We start from the raw sequence: 15,055 nt of genomic DNA on the forward strand, positions 1-15,055 counted from the left end.
GTCACTTCCTTAACGTGGCGTTCAACCTTTGTTCGAGCGAGGTGAGGATATTTTGCGTCGTCGAATTCACCTCATCGTCATTAAGAGTGCGCGATGGATGCTGCCAGGTCAAGCCGACTGCAAGGCTTTTTCTATCAGGATCAATACCTTTACCCTGATACACGTCAAATAGCCTGAGGTCTGTCAGCCATTCGCCTGCATTTTCACGGATTACGTCCAATACAGCCGAGGCTGCAACATCTGTGTGTGCAATCAGTGCAAGGTCACGACGCACTTCAGGAAAGCGCGACAACTCCTGGAATTTAGGCATTTTACCGGACGCCACTTCAGCCAGAACCAGCTCGAAAACGAAGACTGGACGGTCAAGACCCAGAGTTTTCGACAGTTCAGGATGAATTGCGCCGACGTACCCGACTTCACGACCATCGCGCTCGATGCGCGCGGTTTGGCCCGGGTGCAGCGCCGGGTGTTTGCCCGGTACAAATGTGAACGCATCCAGCGCACCAGCGAAACCGAGTACCGCTTCCACATCAGCCTTGACGTCGAAGAAATCGACCGTGTCGCGACCTTGCGCCCAGCCTTCTGGCAGACGGCTACCGCAAACAACACCAGCGAGCATCGGCTCTTGCTTCAAACCGTCCAGTTGGCCAACGAAGCGCAAACCGCTTTCGAACAGACGCACGCGATCTTGCTGACGGTTCAGGTTGTGCTGCAACGACTTGACCAGGCCCGGCCACAACGACGAGCGCATGGCGGCCATATCGTTGGAGATCGGGTTCGCCAACAACAGCGGCTCAACGCCGGGACTGAACAGCTCGAATTGCTTCGGATCGATAAAGCTGTAGGTGATCGCTTCCTGATAACCACGGGCTACCAGCAGACGACGCAGTTCCGGCAGGTCGCTGCGCGCTTCAGCCTTGGCTTGTGGCGCCAGACGCGCTTGCGGATAGCGAACCGGTAGACGGTTGTAACCGTACAGACGCGCCAGTTCTTCGATCAGATCGACTTCCAGGCTGATGTCGAAGCGATGGCTTGGCACTTCTACGCGCCACTGCCCTGCTCCGTCAGCGGAGATCTTCAGACCCAAAGCACTGAGCAGACGCTCGATTTCAGCCGAATCCATTTCCATGCCGAGCATCTGCGTGATGCGTTGCGCACGCAGAGTGATCGGCGCGATCGACGGCAGATGTTGCTCACTGACGGTCTCGATGATCGGGCCAGCTTCACCGCCAGTAATTTCCAGCAGCAGGCCAGTGGCGCGCTCCATGGCTTCACGGGCCAGCTGCCAATCCACGCCACGCTCGTAGCGATGCGAAGCATCGGTGTGCAGACCGTAAGAACGCGCCTTGCCCGCCACAGCGATCTGGTCAAAGAAGGCACTTTCCAGGAATACGTCACGAGTCGTTGCAGACACGCCGCTGTGCTCGCCACCCATCACACCGGCAATAGCCAGAGCGCGAGTGTGGTCGGCAATTACCAGCGTATCGCTACGCAGGCTGACTTCCTGACCGTCGAGCAGCACCAGCTTCTCGCCCTCTTCCGCCATGCGCACACGAATGCCGCCGTTGATTTCGGCGAGATCGAAGGCGTGCAGCGGCTGACCAAGCTCAAGCATCACGTAGTTGGTGATGTCGACAGCAGCGTCGATGCTGCGCACGTCGGCACGGCGCAGACGCTCGACCATCCACAGCGGAGTCGGCTTGGACAGGTCAACGTTACGAATGACACGCCCCAGGTAGCGCGGGCACGCGGCCGGCGCCAACACTTCAACCGGGCGCACTTCGTCATGCGCTGCAGCGACCGAAACCACAACCGGACGAGTCACTACCGCGTCGTACAGAGCGCCGACTTCACGCGCCAGACCGGCCAGGGACAGGCAGTCGCCGCGGTTAGGGGTCAGGTCGACTTCTATGCTGGCGTCTTCCAGATCCAGGTAGACGCGGAAATCTTCGCCCACCGGCGCATCGGCCGGCAGCTCCATCAAGCCGTCGTTGCCTTCGCCGACTTGCAGCTCGGCTTGCGAGCACAGCATGCCGTTGGATTCAACGCCACGCAGCTTGGCCTTCTTGATCTTGAAGTCGCCCGGCAGCTCGGCACCGATCATGGCGAACGGAATCTTCAGGCCCGGACGCACGTTTGGCGCTCCGCACACGACCTGGAAAGTTTCCACGCCATTGCTGACCTGGCACACGCGCAACTTGTCGGCATCCGGGTGCTGCTCGGTACTCAACACCTCGCCTACCACTACGCCACTGAATACACCGGCGGCCAGCGTAACGCTATCGACCTCAAGACCGGCCATCGACAGACGGGCAACCAGCGCGTCGCGATCTACCTGCGGGCTAACCCAGCCGCGCAGCCATTGTTCACTGAATTTCATCCTGCTCTCCTAAAAATTCGTTACGACTAGCGAAATTGCGCGAGGAACCGCAAGTCGTTGTCGAAGAACAGACGCAAGTCGTTCACGCCGTAACGCAGCATGGCCAGACGCTCGACACCCATGCCGAAAGCAAAGCCCGAGAACTCTTCCGGATCGATGCCGGACATGCGCAGCACGTTCGGGTGCACCATGCCGCAGCCCATGACTTCCAGCCAGCCAGTCTGCTTGCAGACGCGGCAGCCTTTACCGCTGCACATCACGCATTCCATATCGACTTCAGCGGACGGCTCGGTGAACGGGAAGTACGAAGGACGGAAACGCACTGCGAGTTCTTTTTCGAAGAACACCCGCAGGAACTCTTCGATGGTGCCTTTCAGGTCGGCGAAATTGATGTCGCGATCGACCAGCAGGCCTTCAACCTGGTGGAACATCGGCGAGTGGGTAATATCGGAGTCGCTGCGATACACGCGGCCTGGGCAGACGATGCGGATCGGCGGCTGCTGCGATTCCATGGTGCGGACCTGTACCGGCGAGGTATGGGTGCGCAACAACATGTTCGCATTGAAATAGAAGGTGTCGTGCATCGACCGGGCCGGGTGATGGCCTGGGATGTTGAGCGCCTCGAAGTTGTGATAGTCGTCTTCGACCTCAGGGCCTTCGGCAATGCCGTAGCCGATATGGGTGAAGAACTGCTCGATGCGTTCCAGAGTCCGCGTTACCGGATGCAGACCACCAGAGGTCTGACCACGACCAGGCAGGGTCACATCAATGGACTCGGCGGACAGTTTGGCGGCCAGCTCGGCCTCTTCAAACAGTGCCTTGCGCGCATTGAGAACGTCCGTAACACGCTCCTTGGCAACGTTGATCAGCGCGCCGACTTGTGGGCGCTCTTCTGCCGGCAAATTCCCCAGGGTCTTCATCACCTGAGTCAATTCACCTTTTTTACCAAGGTAATGAACCCGGATTTGCTCCAGGGCATTGATGTCTTCAGCGCTTTGCACAGCCTCTAGTGCTTGAGAGACCAGCGCATCCAGGTTTTCCATGTACAGACTCCAGATACAAAATAGGGGAAGAGCTTGAAGGCTCTTCCCCTATTTATGACGTTTACCACCTGACCCCACGGAAGTGAGGCCGGGTGATTGTCGGGGGTACTTAAGCCAGAGTGGCTTTAGCTTTCTCGACAATCGCGGCAAACACCGCTTTTTCGTTCACTGCCAGATCAGCCAGAACCTTACGGTCGATCTCGATGGACGCTTTTTTCAGGCCAGCGATGAAACGGCTGTAGGACAGACCGTTAACACGAGCACCAGCATTGATACGAGCGATCCACAGAGCGCGGAACTGACGTTTTTTCTGACGACGGTCACGGTAGGCGTATTGGCCTGCCTTGATTACCGCTTGCTTGGCAACACGGAATACGCGCGAACGTGCACCGTAGTAGCCTTTAGCAAGTTTCAGAATTTTTTTGTGACGCTTACGGGCAATGACGCCACGCTTTACACGAGCCATGAGTTACTTCCTCTATTCTTGACTAAAATTAACGAAGGCGCAGCATGCGCTCGACTTTTGCCACGTCAGACGGATGCAGCAAGCTGCTACCGCGCAGTTGACGCTTACGCTTGGTCGACATTTTAGTCAGGATGTGGCTCTTGAAAGCGTGCTTGTGCTTGATACCGTTAGCAGTTTTCAGAAACCGCTTAGCAGCACCACTTTTCGTTTTCATTTTTGGCATGTTCGGATACTCCGCATTCAGTTGATAAACATAATCAGAAGGCCTGCCGTGCCCTGATGATTACTTCTTCTTTTTCGGGGCGATGACCATGATCAGTTGGCGTCCTTCCATCTTAGGATGCTGTTCGACCGAACCGTACTCGAGCAAGTCACCTTCAACTCGCTTGAGGAGTTCCATCCCCAGCTCCTGGTGGGCCATCTCACGGCCGCGGAATCGCAAGGATACCTTGGCCCTGTCCCCATCACTCAGGAAACGTACCAGGTTGCGCAGTTTTACCTGGTAATCCCCTTCCTCCGTCCCTGGACGAAACTTGATTTCTTTAACCTGAATCTGCTTCTGGTTTTTCTTGGCTGCGGCAACCTGCTTCTTCTTCTCGAAGATCGATTTGCCGTAATCCATCAGTTTGCAAACAGGGGGTACTGCATCGGCGGAAATTTCCACCAAATCCAGTTTGGCCTCTTCAGCCTTAAGAAGCGCGTCTTCAATTGACACAATCCCAAGCTGTTCACCTTCAGCCCCAATTAACCGAACCTCGCGTGCCGAGATATTCTCGTTGATCGGGGCTTTCGGTGCAGCTCGTTTATCTTGTCTCATTTCACGCTTAATAGTAATTACTCCGAATCTGGGCGACCACGCCGGGAAACCGCTTGCGCGAGAAACTCAGCGAACTGGGCGACGGGCATCGAGCCCAGGTCAGCACCTTCACGAGTACGCACAGCGACAGTCTGCATCTCGACTTCCCGATCTCCGATAACCAAGAGAAAGGGGACCTTGAGCAAAGTATGCTCGCGGATTTTAAAGCCGATCTTTTCATTTCTCAAGTCAGACTTGGCACGAAATCCGCTTTCGTTGAGAGTTTTTTCAACCTCGGCGGCAAAATCGGCCTGTTTGTCAGTGATGTTCATGATCACTGCCTGGGTCGGAGCAAGCCACGCAGGGAACGCGCCCTCGTAGTGCTCGATCAGGATTCCGACGAAACGCTCGAAGGATCCGAGGATCGCCCGGTGCAACATTACCGGGTGCTTGCGACTGTTGTCTTCGGAGACGTATTCGGCTCCCAGACGGATCGGCAGGTTAAAATCGAGCTGCAGAGTACCACACTGCCAGACGCGGCCAAGGCAATCTTTGAGCGAGAACTCGATCTTCGGACCGTAGAACGCACCCTCGCCCGGCTGCAGATCGTACGCAAGGCCCGCGCTGTCGAGGGCGGCGGCCAGTGCAGCTTCGGCGCGATCCCACAATTCGTCGGAACCAACGCGTTTTTCCGGACGAGTGGACAGCTTCATCTCGATGTCTTTAAAACCGAAATCGGCGTACACGTCCATGGTCAGCTTGATGAACGCGGCGGATTCGGCCTGCATCTGCTCTTCTGTGCAGAAGATGTGGGCGTCATCCTGAGTGAACGCACGCACACGCATGATGCCGTGCAGCGCACCCGACGGCTCGTTACGGTGGCAGGCACCGAACTCGGCCAGACGCATCGGCAACTCGCGGTAGCTCTTCAGGCCTTGGTTGAACACCTGCACGTGGCACGGGCAATTCATCGGCTTGATGGCGTAGTCGCGGTTTTCCGACTGAGTGGTGAACATGTTGTCGGCGTAGTTGGCCCAGTGTCCGGATTTCTCCCACAGACTGCGGTCAACGACCTGAGGAGTTTTGATCTCCAGATAGCCGTTATCGCGCTGCACTTTGCGCATGTACTGCTCAAGCACCTGGTACAGAGTCCAGCCGTTCGGGTGCCAGAACACCATACCCGGGGATTCTTCCTGAGTGTGGAACAGGCCCAGACGCTTGCCGATCTTGCGGTGATCGCGTTTTTCAGCCTCTTCGATGCGCTGGATATAGGCTGCCAGCTGTTTCTTGTCAGCCCAGGCCGTGCCGTAAACGCGCTGCAACTGCTCGTTCTTGGCATCGCCACGCCAGTAGGCGCCGGACAGCTTGGTCAGTTTGAAGGATTTCAGAAAACGCGTGTTCGGCACGTGCGGGCCGCGGCACATGTCGACGTATTCTTCGTGATAGTACAGACCCATGGCCTGTTCGTTCGGCATGTCCTCGACCAGACGCAGCTTGTAGTCTTCGCCACGGGCCTTGAACACTTCAATCACTTCGGCGCGCGGAGTGACTTTCTTGATCACGTCGTAATCTTTTTCGATCAGTTGCTGCATGCGCTGCTCAATGGCAGCCATGTCGTCCGGCGTGAAAGGACGTTCGAAGGCGATGTCGTAATAGAAGCCTTCGTCAATGACCGGGCCGATGACCATTTTGGCCGTCGGGTACAGCTGCTTGACCGCGTGGCCAACCAGGTGGGCGCAAGAGTGGCGAATGATCTCCAGCCCCTCTTGATCCTTTGGCGTAATGATTTGCAGCGTTGAGTCGCTGTCGATGATGTCGCTGGCGTCGACCAGCTGACCATTGACTTTGCCGGCTACGGTGGCTTTGGCCAGACCGGCACCAATGGATGCGGCGACCTCGGCTACGGAAACCGGGTGATCGAATGAACGTTGACTGCCGTCGGGAAGAGTAATAGTTGGCATGGCGCCTCCTCTCCTAGTGGTGACCCCTACCAAAGGTCACGTGGGTTGGGATGAGCCAGTACAAGATCCGATCCAGGCCATTCAATGACGAACGCCTGCCTTACAGCGGCAGGAGCCTTGCGGCCAACCGGAAAATCGAACCAGAGTGACTGGGATTCAAATCGGGGTTTTCGTACGTTGCCGCTACCGGGACTGAAGGTCATCCGGAGCCTGCAAACGCCCGAGTCGGGCATGCTAGCACAGATGAACGGTCGCCGATGTGCTCGACTTCTGCTGGAAGGCAAATCATCTGTTTTATGCCACAGTGCTGAACTTGATCGGCCCTTCAGCCCTCAGATAACAAGACATTGACCCACAAGGAGCATCCTCGCATGCGTCTGAATACCCTGTTTGCAGTAGTCGCCCCTTTCGCCCTCCTGCTGCCATTGAGCGCCCACGCCGACTGGCCAAAGGGCGAGCGTGACAAATACATGGCCCAATGCACGCAGGCGGCCACTGCGCAAATCGGCGCTGCTGCGGCGAAATCTCACTGCGCATGTGGCGCTGACGCCATCAAATCCTATCCGGCCAGTGACATTCAGGCTTTGATGGACAACAAGGCCACGCCTGAATTGCAACAGAAAGCGTTGGGCCAGATTGCCAAATGCAAGGCCAATACCCCGGCGAAAAAGTGACAAAAAATTCATTTTGAACCTGCCGAAACGCGAGAAAAAGCACCTGATTTGAGCTTTTTCACTCGATTTATGCAGGTTTTACAGGTTTTTTTATAGTCTTTACGTTTCGCTGGAAGCCTTTAAAACCGGGGCTTTCAGCCGAAACAGGCAATGAAGAAAACACGACTGATTGGCAAACAGCACGTCCGGGGGGCTACCAAAGCGAACATTTCGACTATGATATCCCCGTGTGCCCAGTTGGCCTGAGCAGCACAGTACTGAAAAATATATGTTTCTTGGAGATACACCATGTCTAATCGCCAAACCGGCACCGTTAAGTGGTTCAACGATGAAAAAGGCTTCGGCTTCATCACTCCTCAAGGTGGCGGTGACGACCTGTTCGTACACTTCAAAGCTATCGAAAGCGACGGTTTCAAAAGCCTGAAAGAAGGCCAGACCGTTTCCTTCGTGGCTGAGAAAGGCCAAAAGGGTATGCAAGCTGCACAAGTACGCGCTGAGTAATTTTCAGCCGCACTAAAAAAACCCCGTCCATGTGACGGGGTTTTTTATGCCTGCTAAAAAAGCCTGCCAGCGATCAGCCGCAATTGATGCGCGTGACCATCAATGCATTATCGGTGTTTAGATTCAGGCGATCGGACCGATATTCCAGGGTAACCATGTCATCAGGCTTGAGAAAACGGGCATTTTGCGCGCCGGCTTTGGTACGTGCCTGCTCCAGCAATTCGGGCGAAGCCTTTTTGCCAACAGCGAATTGCGCAGCCTGTGCTTCGCAGCGGCTGTGACCGGATTCGGTCGCCACTGGATCCTTTGCCGACTCACTCGAGCTAGTACTGCAACCGGCCAGCAGGGCAACGGCCATAAAAGTACCCAGTGACGCGAGCTTCCAAGGCATGAAGCCTCCTTCTTTCAATAGATGAACTGAGATCGTGCGACCGCCACTTCGGCGTTTGGCTTCGCGGCGAGAGCCATCACCCTGCCCCACGATCGGAAAAATGGCGAGTGTGCCTGACCAGCGACAGATGCTTAACCACACAATCGTCACTGAATATTAACGCGACTCAATAGACGTCGATGTAGTCGAATGGCGGATTCGGCCAATTGTCCTTGAGCGCATTGTAGATCTGCATGACCCAGACCTCGTCGCTGGCCGCGACATTTCCCACATAGCCCGAACCCTTGGCCCACGTTTCGAGGCGAAACAGCAATTCGTCGATATCCTGGCCGCCAGTCACCCCAGACGACAGATACGCGATACCACCCTTGGTCACCCGCAGCTGGGTGTGTTCATCATCGCTGGCCGATGCCAGTAACTGGCGCACCGACTCAAGCGTCAGGCCATCGGGAGAATTCAAATCGATCTGCACAACTCAATCCTGGGTCTATTCGTCAATGACCAAGTGTCGCATAGCCCTGCGCTCATGCCTAAGTCGCAGTGCCAAACGCCTGACAAAATGGTTAACTCGAAACCCAGACCTTCCGACTTTTCGAGCACGATCATGACCACCGTAAGCATCGACGCCGACATCAAAGCCAAATGGGCAGACGGACACAGCTCTTATAGCCCGGGGAGCACAGAAGAATTGGCGCTTATAGGCATCGATCTACTGGTGAAAGAACTGGGGACCGTAGCGGCCCAGCAGTTCATCGCGCAGATCTTCGAGAGATATCCGACCGACTAGATCGGCCAGAAAAAACCCGCAAGCTGGCACCTGCGGGTTGTCGACCTGATTACTTAAGGCGCTTCAGACGCTCGGTCAACAGATCGAAGAAGCCTTGTGCGTCGCCATTTTCCACCCAGAAGGCGTTTTTCGGCGCTTTAAGGCCGTCGTACCAGTCAACGACGGTTTGGCCGAAGGTCGGGCCTTCACGGCTGTCGACCACCACATTCACCGAACGACCGGTGAACAGCTCAGGCTTGAGCAGATAAGCCACGACAGTCGCGTCGTGTACCGGGCCACCCGGGATGCCGTAGTGCTCCATATCGCCTTTGACGTACTCATTGAGGATATCGCCAACGATCTTGCCCGCATTGTTGTTCAGCGCAGCGATTTGCTTGAGGCGTGCGTCACTGGTCAGAATCTTGTGCGTAACGTCCAGCGGCAGGTAAGTCATCTTCACACCACTTTTAAGCACCACTTCAGCCGCTTGCGGATCCGCGAACAGGTTGAATTCGGCCACCGGCGTAATGTTGCCACCGTTGAAGTGAGCGCCGCCCATGACGACCACTTCCTTGATGCCGTTAACGATCTCCGGCTCCTGGATCAGCGCTAGCGCCAAATTGGTCTGCGGACCGAGCATGGCGATGGTGATGCTGTGCGGCTTGGCGTTTTTCAGCGTGTCGATCAAGTAGTTGACCGCATTGCCTTCGGCCAGGCCTTTTTTCGGCTCATGCACGGTGACACCCGACAGGCCTTCCTTGCCATGGATGTTCTCGGCGTAGATCGGCGTGCGCATCAGCGGCTTGGGTGCACCGGCGTACACCGGCACTTCCTCGCGCCCTGCCCACTCACGAGCCAGTCGCGCATTGCGTGAAGTCTTGTCGAGACGCACGTTGCCGGCCACGGTGGTCAGCGCACGAATGTTCAGTTCTTCCGGCGAAGCCAGAGCGAACAGCAGAGCGACCACGTCGTCGGCACCTGGGTCAGTGTCGATGATCAGATCGATTTTTTCCGCCGCTTGGGCGCCGGTCGCGGTAATCAGGGACAAAAGCAGCAGACTCCGGATCAGTTGGTGCAGTTTCTGAGCATAGCGGTGCATGGCGCATTCCTTGTGCTTATTAAATTTGGGCGTGACGCCCGGTTAAAATGTTACCCCGGCGACCAACACGATGTTGCAGTACGGCTGACATTCTCCTGTACGAACAATCGCTCGTGCCTGTCGGCTGAGAACCTTGAATTGCTCATGACTGAGCAAATCGCGTCGCCCCAGAGCACCTGCATCATTCAGCTCGTTCAGCGTGGTGAGCGCGCCCGGATTCTTGTCGAAGATTTCGTTGGCCAATACATGACTCTCGACCTGCATTTCGCTGAGCACGACTTTCAGGGTGCTGACGAAATCCGGTACGCCATGGGTCAGAGCCAGATCAATCAGCTCGACACCCGGCGGCACCGGCAGGCCGGCATCGCCGATGACCACTTTGTCGCCATGACCAAGGGAGGCAATCAGCCGCGAGAGCGCGACGTTGAGCAAAGGAGTCTTTTTCATACGGGTTTAAATGCCTGAACTTCGGATGAAGTGGGAATCGAAGGTTGCGCGCCAGCACGGGTCACCGACAGCGCGGCCGCCACTTGCCCGTAACGAATGGCCTCGGCCTCGGTTTTGCCGGACGCCAGCGCAGCGGCGAAACCACCGACAAAGGTATCCCCCGCCGCCGTGGTATCAAGCGCTTTCACTTTGGGCGCAGGGAAATGTTCAAAGCTTGTGCCGTTCGCGAACAGCGAACCCTCAGCCCCCAAAGTGATGATCACTTTGCCGGCGCCCATCGAGATCAGATGGCTGGCAGCGACTTCTGCCGTTTGCAGCGAGTCCACTGGCAAACCACTGAGTGCAGCCGCTTCGCTTTCGTTGGGAATCAGGTAATCGATCGATGCATACCAATCCGCTGGCAACGGACGGCTGGCCGGCGCTGGATTGAGGATGACGATTTTGCCCAGCTCACGACCGCGCTTGAGCGCATGGCCAACCGTGGCATCGGGAATTTCCAACTGACAGATGATCACATCCGCTGCCTGCAATACCGCGTCGAATCGATCCACCACCGCAGGCGTCAAAGCACCATTGGCACCGGCGACGATCACGATCGCGTTCTGACTGTTGTCATCGACCACAATCAATGCCACGCCGCTGGAATCCTCGACCACGCTGACAGCCTGACAATCAATGTGGTCAGCCAGCAACGCCTCACGCAATTGCACGCCATAGGGATCGTTACCGACGCAGCCAACCATCGCCACTTTTGCACCCAAGCGCGCAGCGGCGACTGCCTGATTGGCGCCCTTGCCGCCGGACACGGTTGCGAACGAATGGCCGATCAGCGTTTCACCACCTCTAGGCAAGCGTGGCGCACGAGTCACCAGATCCATGTTGAGGCTGCCTATTACCACTACTTTTGCTGGCATTCATCACTACTCGTCAATTCGGTTTCAGCGGTACTCGGTGAACACGCCGGACAGCGGCGCGGTCGATTCTCGCAGGACAATACTCGGGGTCACGATCTTCTGATCAGTCGCCAGACTCGGGGTGGCGATCCTTCGCAGCAGCACTTCGGCAGCCATCTCACCCAGTTGCAGGATCGACTGGCCGACCGTGGTCAGTGCCGGATACACATAACGGCTCATCTGGATGTCGTCGAAGCCGATCACCGACAGTGCGCTCGGCACCCGCACATTGCGTTCGGCAGCCGCGCGCAGCACACCGATACCGATCATGTCATTACCGGCGAAGATCGCGCTGGGCGGGTTGTTCGCCAACAATAATGCCGCTGCGTTGTAACCGCCGGTGCTGGTGAAATCGCTTTCCAGCACACGCTCAGGCACAACTTCGACACCAGCCTCCTGCATCGCCCGACGGAAACCCGCGAGACGCATTTGCGCCACGCGGGTATCTGCCGGACCGCCGATGGTGGCGATGTCGCGATGCCCCAACTCCAGCAAATGCCGAGTGGCCAGGTACGCACCGTATTCGTGGTCGATCCGCACCAGGTCCGCATCCACACCGTCCAGGCTGCGGTCGACAATGACCATCGGCGTTTTCACTGCAGCCAGCCCTTCAGCCAGGCCACGATCACCGCCAGCGGAGGCGACAATCAAGCCATCGATGCGTTTCTCCAGCAGCACGCGCAGGTAGCTGCGCTGCTTGTCCGGGTTGTCGTCGGAGTTGCACAGGATCACGCAGTAACCGTTGCGCTCACAGTAATCCTCAATGCCCCGCGCCAGCTCGGCGAAGTACGGGTTGAGGCTGTTAGGCACCAGCAGACCGATTGTCGCGGTGGTCTTGGCCTTCAACGAGCGCGCCACGGCGCTGGGCACATAATCGAGGGTCTTGATGGCCGCCTCGACTTTGAGCCGCACTTCCTGGCTGACCGGCCGGGTCTTGTTCACCACGTGGGACACGGTCGTGTAGGAAATCCCCGCGAGCGCCGCCACATCCTTGATTGTTGCCATGGTTCAGCCCCGTCGGCTTGCGCGTTGACTGCGATAAGTATCGAGCACCACGGCCACGACGATCACTGCACCGGTGATGATGCGCTTGGTCGGCTCGGTCGCACCAATCTGCGCCAGACCAGCCGCCAGTACGGAAATGATTAGCACACCAAAGAAGGTGCTGATGACCGAACCGCGCCCGCCCATCAGACTGGTGCCACCGATTACCACCGCAGCGATCACTTGCAGCTCAAGGCCGGAACCGGCGTTTGGATCCGCCGCTTCCAGACGCGAAATCTGGAACAGTGCAGCGACACCCGCGAGCAACCCCATCAGGCTGAAAACCAGAATTTTGTAGGGCTTTGGATTGATCCCCGCCAGACGCACGGCTTCCTCGTTGGTGCCAATGCCGATCAGATAACGACCGAACACCGTGCGGGTAAGCACTGCCTGGGCGATGAAGATCACCAGCAAGGCAATGATGAACGACGGCGAAATGCCGAAGGCAATCGGGTTCGACAGCCAGGCGAAGGAGTCACCTATATAAGCAGTGCGCGAGCCGGTCATCTGATACGCCAGGCCACGGGCCATTTCCAGCACGCCGAGCGAGACGATGAACGACGGAATACGCCACGCCACGGTGATCGAACCGGTGACTGTGCCGGCTAATGCAGCCACGGCCATGCCGAGCAATGCAGCCGGCAAAACGCTCCAGCCCCAGCCGAGAATCGCTACGCTGACTGTCGATGCGGCGAGCGCCAGCACTGAACCCACCGACAGGTCGATGCCGCCGATGATCAGCACGAACGTCATGCCCACCGCCAACACCATCAGATCGGGAATCTGGTTGGCCAGCGTGCTGAACGTGTCGTACGACAGAAAGTGACTGCTCATGACCGAGAACAGCGCGATCATCGCCAGCAAGGCTCCGGCCAGACCAAGATAAGTGCCCAGCCCGTAAAAATTGCCACTACGTTTGCTGGCGGAAGATGCAGTTTTCATGGGAGATCCCTAGGCGCGGCTTCGTTGAGCAGCGCATCACGTTTTTGGTAGCCGGCGAACGCGGCGGCAAGCAAGTCATCCTGGGTCCAGGTGTCGCGCTCGAAGGTGTCGATCAGGCGCCCGGCGGACAGCACGCCGATGCGGTCGCAGATCAACATCAATTCACGCAGATCACTGGACACCACCACCAGCGCTTTGCCCTGACGGGTCAATTCACCGAGCAAGGCATAAATGTCGAACTTGGCACCGACGTCGATACCGCGGGTCGGCTCATCGAACAGCAGCACCGAGCAATCACGCTCGAGCCAACGGCCGATCACGACTTTTTGCTGGTTGCCGCCGGACAGCTCGGACACCAGTTGTGTCGGGCTGGAGCTGCGGATACGCATGGCAGCGATCTGCCGTTGCGCCAAAGATATTTCGTCAGCATTGTTTACGAAACCGCCGCTGGAAATCTCCGGCATGTTGCCCAGCGCGATGTTGGCGCTGATCGACTGGCTGAGCAGCAAACCTTCGCCCTTGCGGTCTTCGGTAATCAAGGCAATGCCATTGCGCACCGCATCGACCGGCGAGCGAATGCTCACCACCTGCGCTGGCGAACCAAGCGCCACGGTGCCGCTGTCGGCGATATCCGCGCCGAAAATCAAGCGCAGCAGCTCAGTGCGCCCTGCCCCGATCAATCCGGAAATACCGTAGATCTCGCCGGCACGCACCTCAAAGGAAACGTCGCGCACCTTGTCGGAACGGGTCAGGCCTTTGACCGTCAATGCAGGCGCGCCGATGTTGCGCGGCCCCATATCAATGTGTTCGCCCAGTTCACGACCGACCATCAACGTGACCAGTTGCTCGCTGTTGTAATTGGCCATCGGCTCGACGCAGACCAGATTGCCGTCACGCAGCACGGCGATCCGTTGCGCCACGCGCGCCAGTTCTTCGAGGCGGTGCGAGATATAGATGATCGAAACGCCGCGCGCCTGCAAGCGGGTGATCTGCTCGAAGAGCATTTCGACTTCGCGAGCCGTGAGCATCGCGGTCGGTTCGTCGAGGATCAGCACGTGGCAATCGCCGATCAGGTTGCGGGCGATTTCGACCATTTGCTGGTGACCGATGCCCAGTTCGCCAACAAGGGTATCCGGATCAATCGCATCGAGACCGACTTGCGCCATTGCCTCGATTGCAGCCTTGCGCAATTGCTTGCGGCTGATCCAGCCACCGTTACTCGGCAAATTGTCGAGAAACAGATTTTCTGCGACCGACAGCGTCGGCAGCAGATTGAGTTCTTGCATGACCATGCGTACGCCAAGCTCTTCAGCCTGAGTCCGACTGCCGGGGCGATAGTCTTTGCCCTGAAACTGCATCTGGCCGGTGGTCGGTGTGACCAGCCCGCCAATGATCTTCGACAGAGTGCTTTTACCGGCGCCATTCTCGCCGGTCAGTGCCAGCACTTCACCGCGCATCAGCGTCAGGTCGATGTCCGAGAGCACCGGCTGCGCATAAGTCTTACCGATACCGCTGACCGTGAGGACAGCGTTCGGAGCGGAAACTGACATAAGAAATCTCCATGGGCTCGCCCGGACGGACGAGCGCCATTT

Annotated in this window: 17 protein-coding genes; 3 read left to right on the forward strand and 14 right to left on the reverse strand. The window is 57.4% G+C overall.

Annotated features, from left to right (window positions below):
- Position 1 precedes the first annotated feature (1 nt).
- The 6 genes from pheT to thrS form a co-directional block, all read right to left on the reverse strand.
- On the reverse strand, positions 2-2,380 hold the full coding sequence (gene pheT / locus ACP7EE_RS21685; RefSeq protein WP_426236662.1) for a phenylalanine--tRNA ligase subunit beta: 2,379 nt from the start codon (positions 2,378-2,380) through the stop codon (positions 2-4).
- Between the two features lie 26 nt (positions 2,381-2,406).
- A complete protein-coding gene (gene pheS / locus ACP7EE_RS21690) occupies positions 2,407-3,423 on the reverse strand; it encodes a phenylalanine--tRNA ligase subunit alpha (protein WP_426206323.1) in 1,017 nt (338 codons plus the stop codon).
- A gap of 109 nt (positions 3,424-3,532) precedes the next feature.
- On the reverse strand, positions 3,533-3,889 hold the full coding sequence (gene rplT / locus ACP7EE_RS21695) for a 50S ribosomal protein L20 (protein ID WP_007913489.1): 357 nt from the start codon (positions 3,887-3,889) through the stop codon (positions 3,533-3,535).
- A 28-nt stretch (positions 3,890-3,917) separates the two neighbouring features.
- On the reverse strand, positions 3,918-4,112 hold the full coding sequence (gene rpmI / locus ACP7EE_RS21700; protein ID WP_002553160.1) for a 50S ribosomal protein L35: 195 nt from the start codon (positions 4,110-4,112) through the stop codon (positions 3,918-3,920).
- Between the two features lie 60 nt (positions 4,113-4,172).
- The gene (gene infC, locus ACP7EE_RS21705; RefSeq protein WP_176469887.1) at positions 4,173-4,724 is read right to left on the reverse strand and encodes a translation initiation factor IF-3; all 552 of its coding nucleotides are present in this window, start codon (positions 4,722-4,724) and stop codon (positions 4,173-4,175) included.
- On the reverse strand, positions 4,724-6,646 hold the full coding sequence (gene thrS, locus ACP7EE_RS21710; protein ID WP_426236665.1) for a threonine--tRNA ligase: 1,923 nt from the start codon (positions 6,644-6,646) through the stop codon (positions 4,724-4,726). Before thrS ends, infC begins: the two co-directional genes overlap by 1 nt.
- Before the next feature lie 371 nt (positions 6,647-7,017).
- Here thrS and ACP7EE_RS21715 point away from each other — a divergent pair, with 371 nt between their 5' ends.
- Together ACP7EE_RS21715 and ACP7EE_RS21720 are read left to right on the forward strand one after the other, a co-directional pair.
- The gene (locus tag ACP7EE_RS21715; RefSeq protein ID WP_426236667.1) at positions 7,018-7,320 is read left to right on the forward strand and encodes a hypothetical protein; all 303 of its coding nucleotides are present in this window, start codon (positions 7,018-7,020) and stop codon (positions 7,318-7,320) included.
- A 288-nt stretch (positions 7,321-7,608) separates the two neighbouring features.
- A complete protein-coding gene (locus tag ACP7EE_RS21720; RefSeq protein WP_007905882.1) occupies positions 7,609-7,821 on the forward strand; it encodes a cold-shock protein in 213 nt (70 codons plus the stop codon).
- A 73-nt stretch (positions 7,822-7,894) separates the two neighbouring features.
- Here ACP7EE_RS21720 and ACP7EE_RS21725 read toward each other — a convergent pair whose 3' ends face one another.
- The gene (locus ACP7EE_RS21725) at positions 7,895-8,212 is read right to left on the reverse strand and encodes an I78 family peptidase inhibitor (protein ID WP_426206326.1); all 318 of its coding nucleotides are present in this window, start codon (positions 8,210-8,212) and stop codon (positions 7,895-7,897) included.
- Between the two features lie 166 nt (positions 8,213-8,378).
- Positions 8,379-8,684 carry a hypothetical protein gene (locus tag ACP7EE_RS21730; RefSeq protein WP_426236668.1) on the reverse strand — a complete coding sequence of 102 codons (306 nt, stop codon included), beginning with the start codon at positions 8,682-8,684 and terminating at the stop codon, positions 8,379-8,381.
- Between the two features lie 132 nt (positions 8,685-8,816).
- Here ACP7EE_RS21730 and ACP7EE_RS21735 point away from each other — a divergent pair, with 132 nt between their 5' ends.
- Positions 8,817-8,999, forward strand: coding sequence for a hypothetical protein (locus ACP7EE_RS21735; protein WP_420648670.1), 183 nt, complete (start codon positions 8,817-8,819; stop codon positions 8,997-8,999).
- Positions 9,000-9,048: 49 nt separating this feature from the next.
- Here the strand turns inward: ACP7EE_RS21735 and ACP7EE_RS21740 are convergent, their stop codons facing one another.
- The 6 genes from ACP7EE_RS21740 to ACP7EE_RS21765 are packed head-to-tail and all read right to left on the reverse strand — an operon-like array spanning position 9,049 to position 15,013.
- Positions 9,049-10,077: a nucleoside hydrolase gene (locus ACP7EE_RS21740; RefSeq protein ID WP_426206328.1), complete on the reverse strand. Its 1,029-nt coding sequence runs from the start codon at positions 10,075-10,077 to the stop codon at positions 9,049-9,051.
- A 42-nt stretch (positions 10,078-10,119) separates the two neighbouring features.
- A complete protein-coding gene (gene rbsD, locus ACP7EE_RS21745; protein WP_420648672.1) occupies positions 10,120-10,524 on the reverse strand; it encodes a D-ribose pyranase in 405 nt (134 codons plus the stop codon).
- Entirely contained in the window at positions 10,521-11,438 is a 918-nt protein-coding gene (gene rbsK, locus ACP7EE_RS21750) for a ribokinase (RefSeq protein ID WP_426236670.1), read from the reverse strand. Before rbsK ends, rbsD begins: the two co-directional genes overlap by 4 nt.
- Positions 11,439-11,462: 24 nt before the next feature.
- Complete coding sequence (locus ACP7EE_RS21755; protein ID WP_426236672.1) at positions 11,463-12,482, reverse strand: LacI family DNA-binding transcriptional regulator; 1,020 nt, start codon at positions 12,480-12,482, stop codon at positions 11,463-11,465.
- Between the two features lie 3 nt (positions 12,483-12,485).
- Positions 12,486-13,463, reverse strand: coding sequence for an ABC transporter permease (locus tag ACP7EE_RS21760; RefSeq protein ID WP_420648675.1), 978 nt, complete (start codon positions 13,461-13,463; stop codon positions 12,486-12,488).
- Positions 13,460-15,013 carry a sugar ABC transporter ATP-binding protein gene (locus ACP7EE_RS21765; RefSeq protein ID WP_426236674.1) on the reverse strand — a complete coding sequence of 518 codons (1,554 nt, stop codon included), beginning with the start codon at positions 15,011-15,013 and terminating at the stop codon, positions 13,460-13,462. Before ACP7EE_RS21765 ends, ACP7EE_RS21760 begins: the two co-directional genes overlap by 4 nt.
- Between the last annotated feature and the right edge of the window lie 42 nt (positions 15,014-15,055).

The sequence above is a fragment of the Pseudomonas sp. TWP3-2 genome (genome assembly GCF_049897765.1).
Taxonomy (GTDB): domain Bacteria; phylum Pseudomonadota; class Gammaproteobacteria; order Pseudomonadales; family Pseudomonadaceae; genus Aquipseudomonas.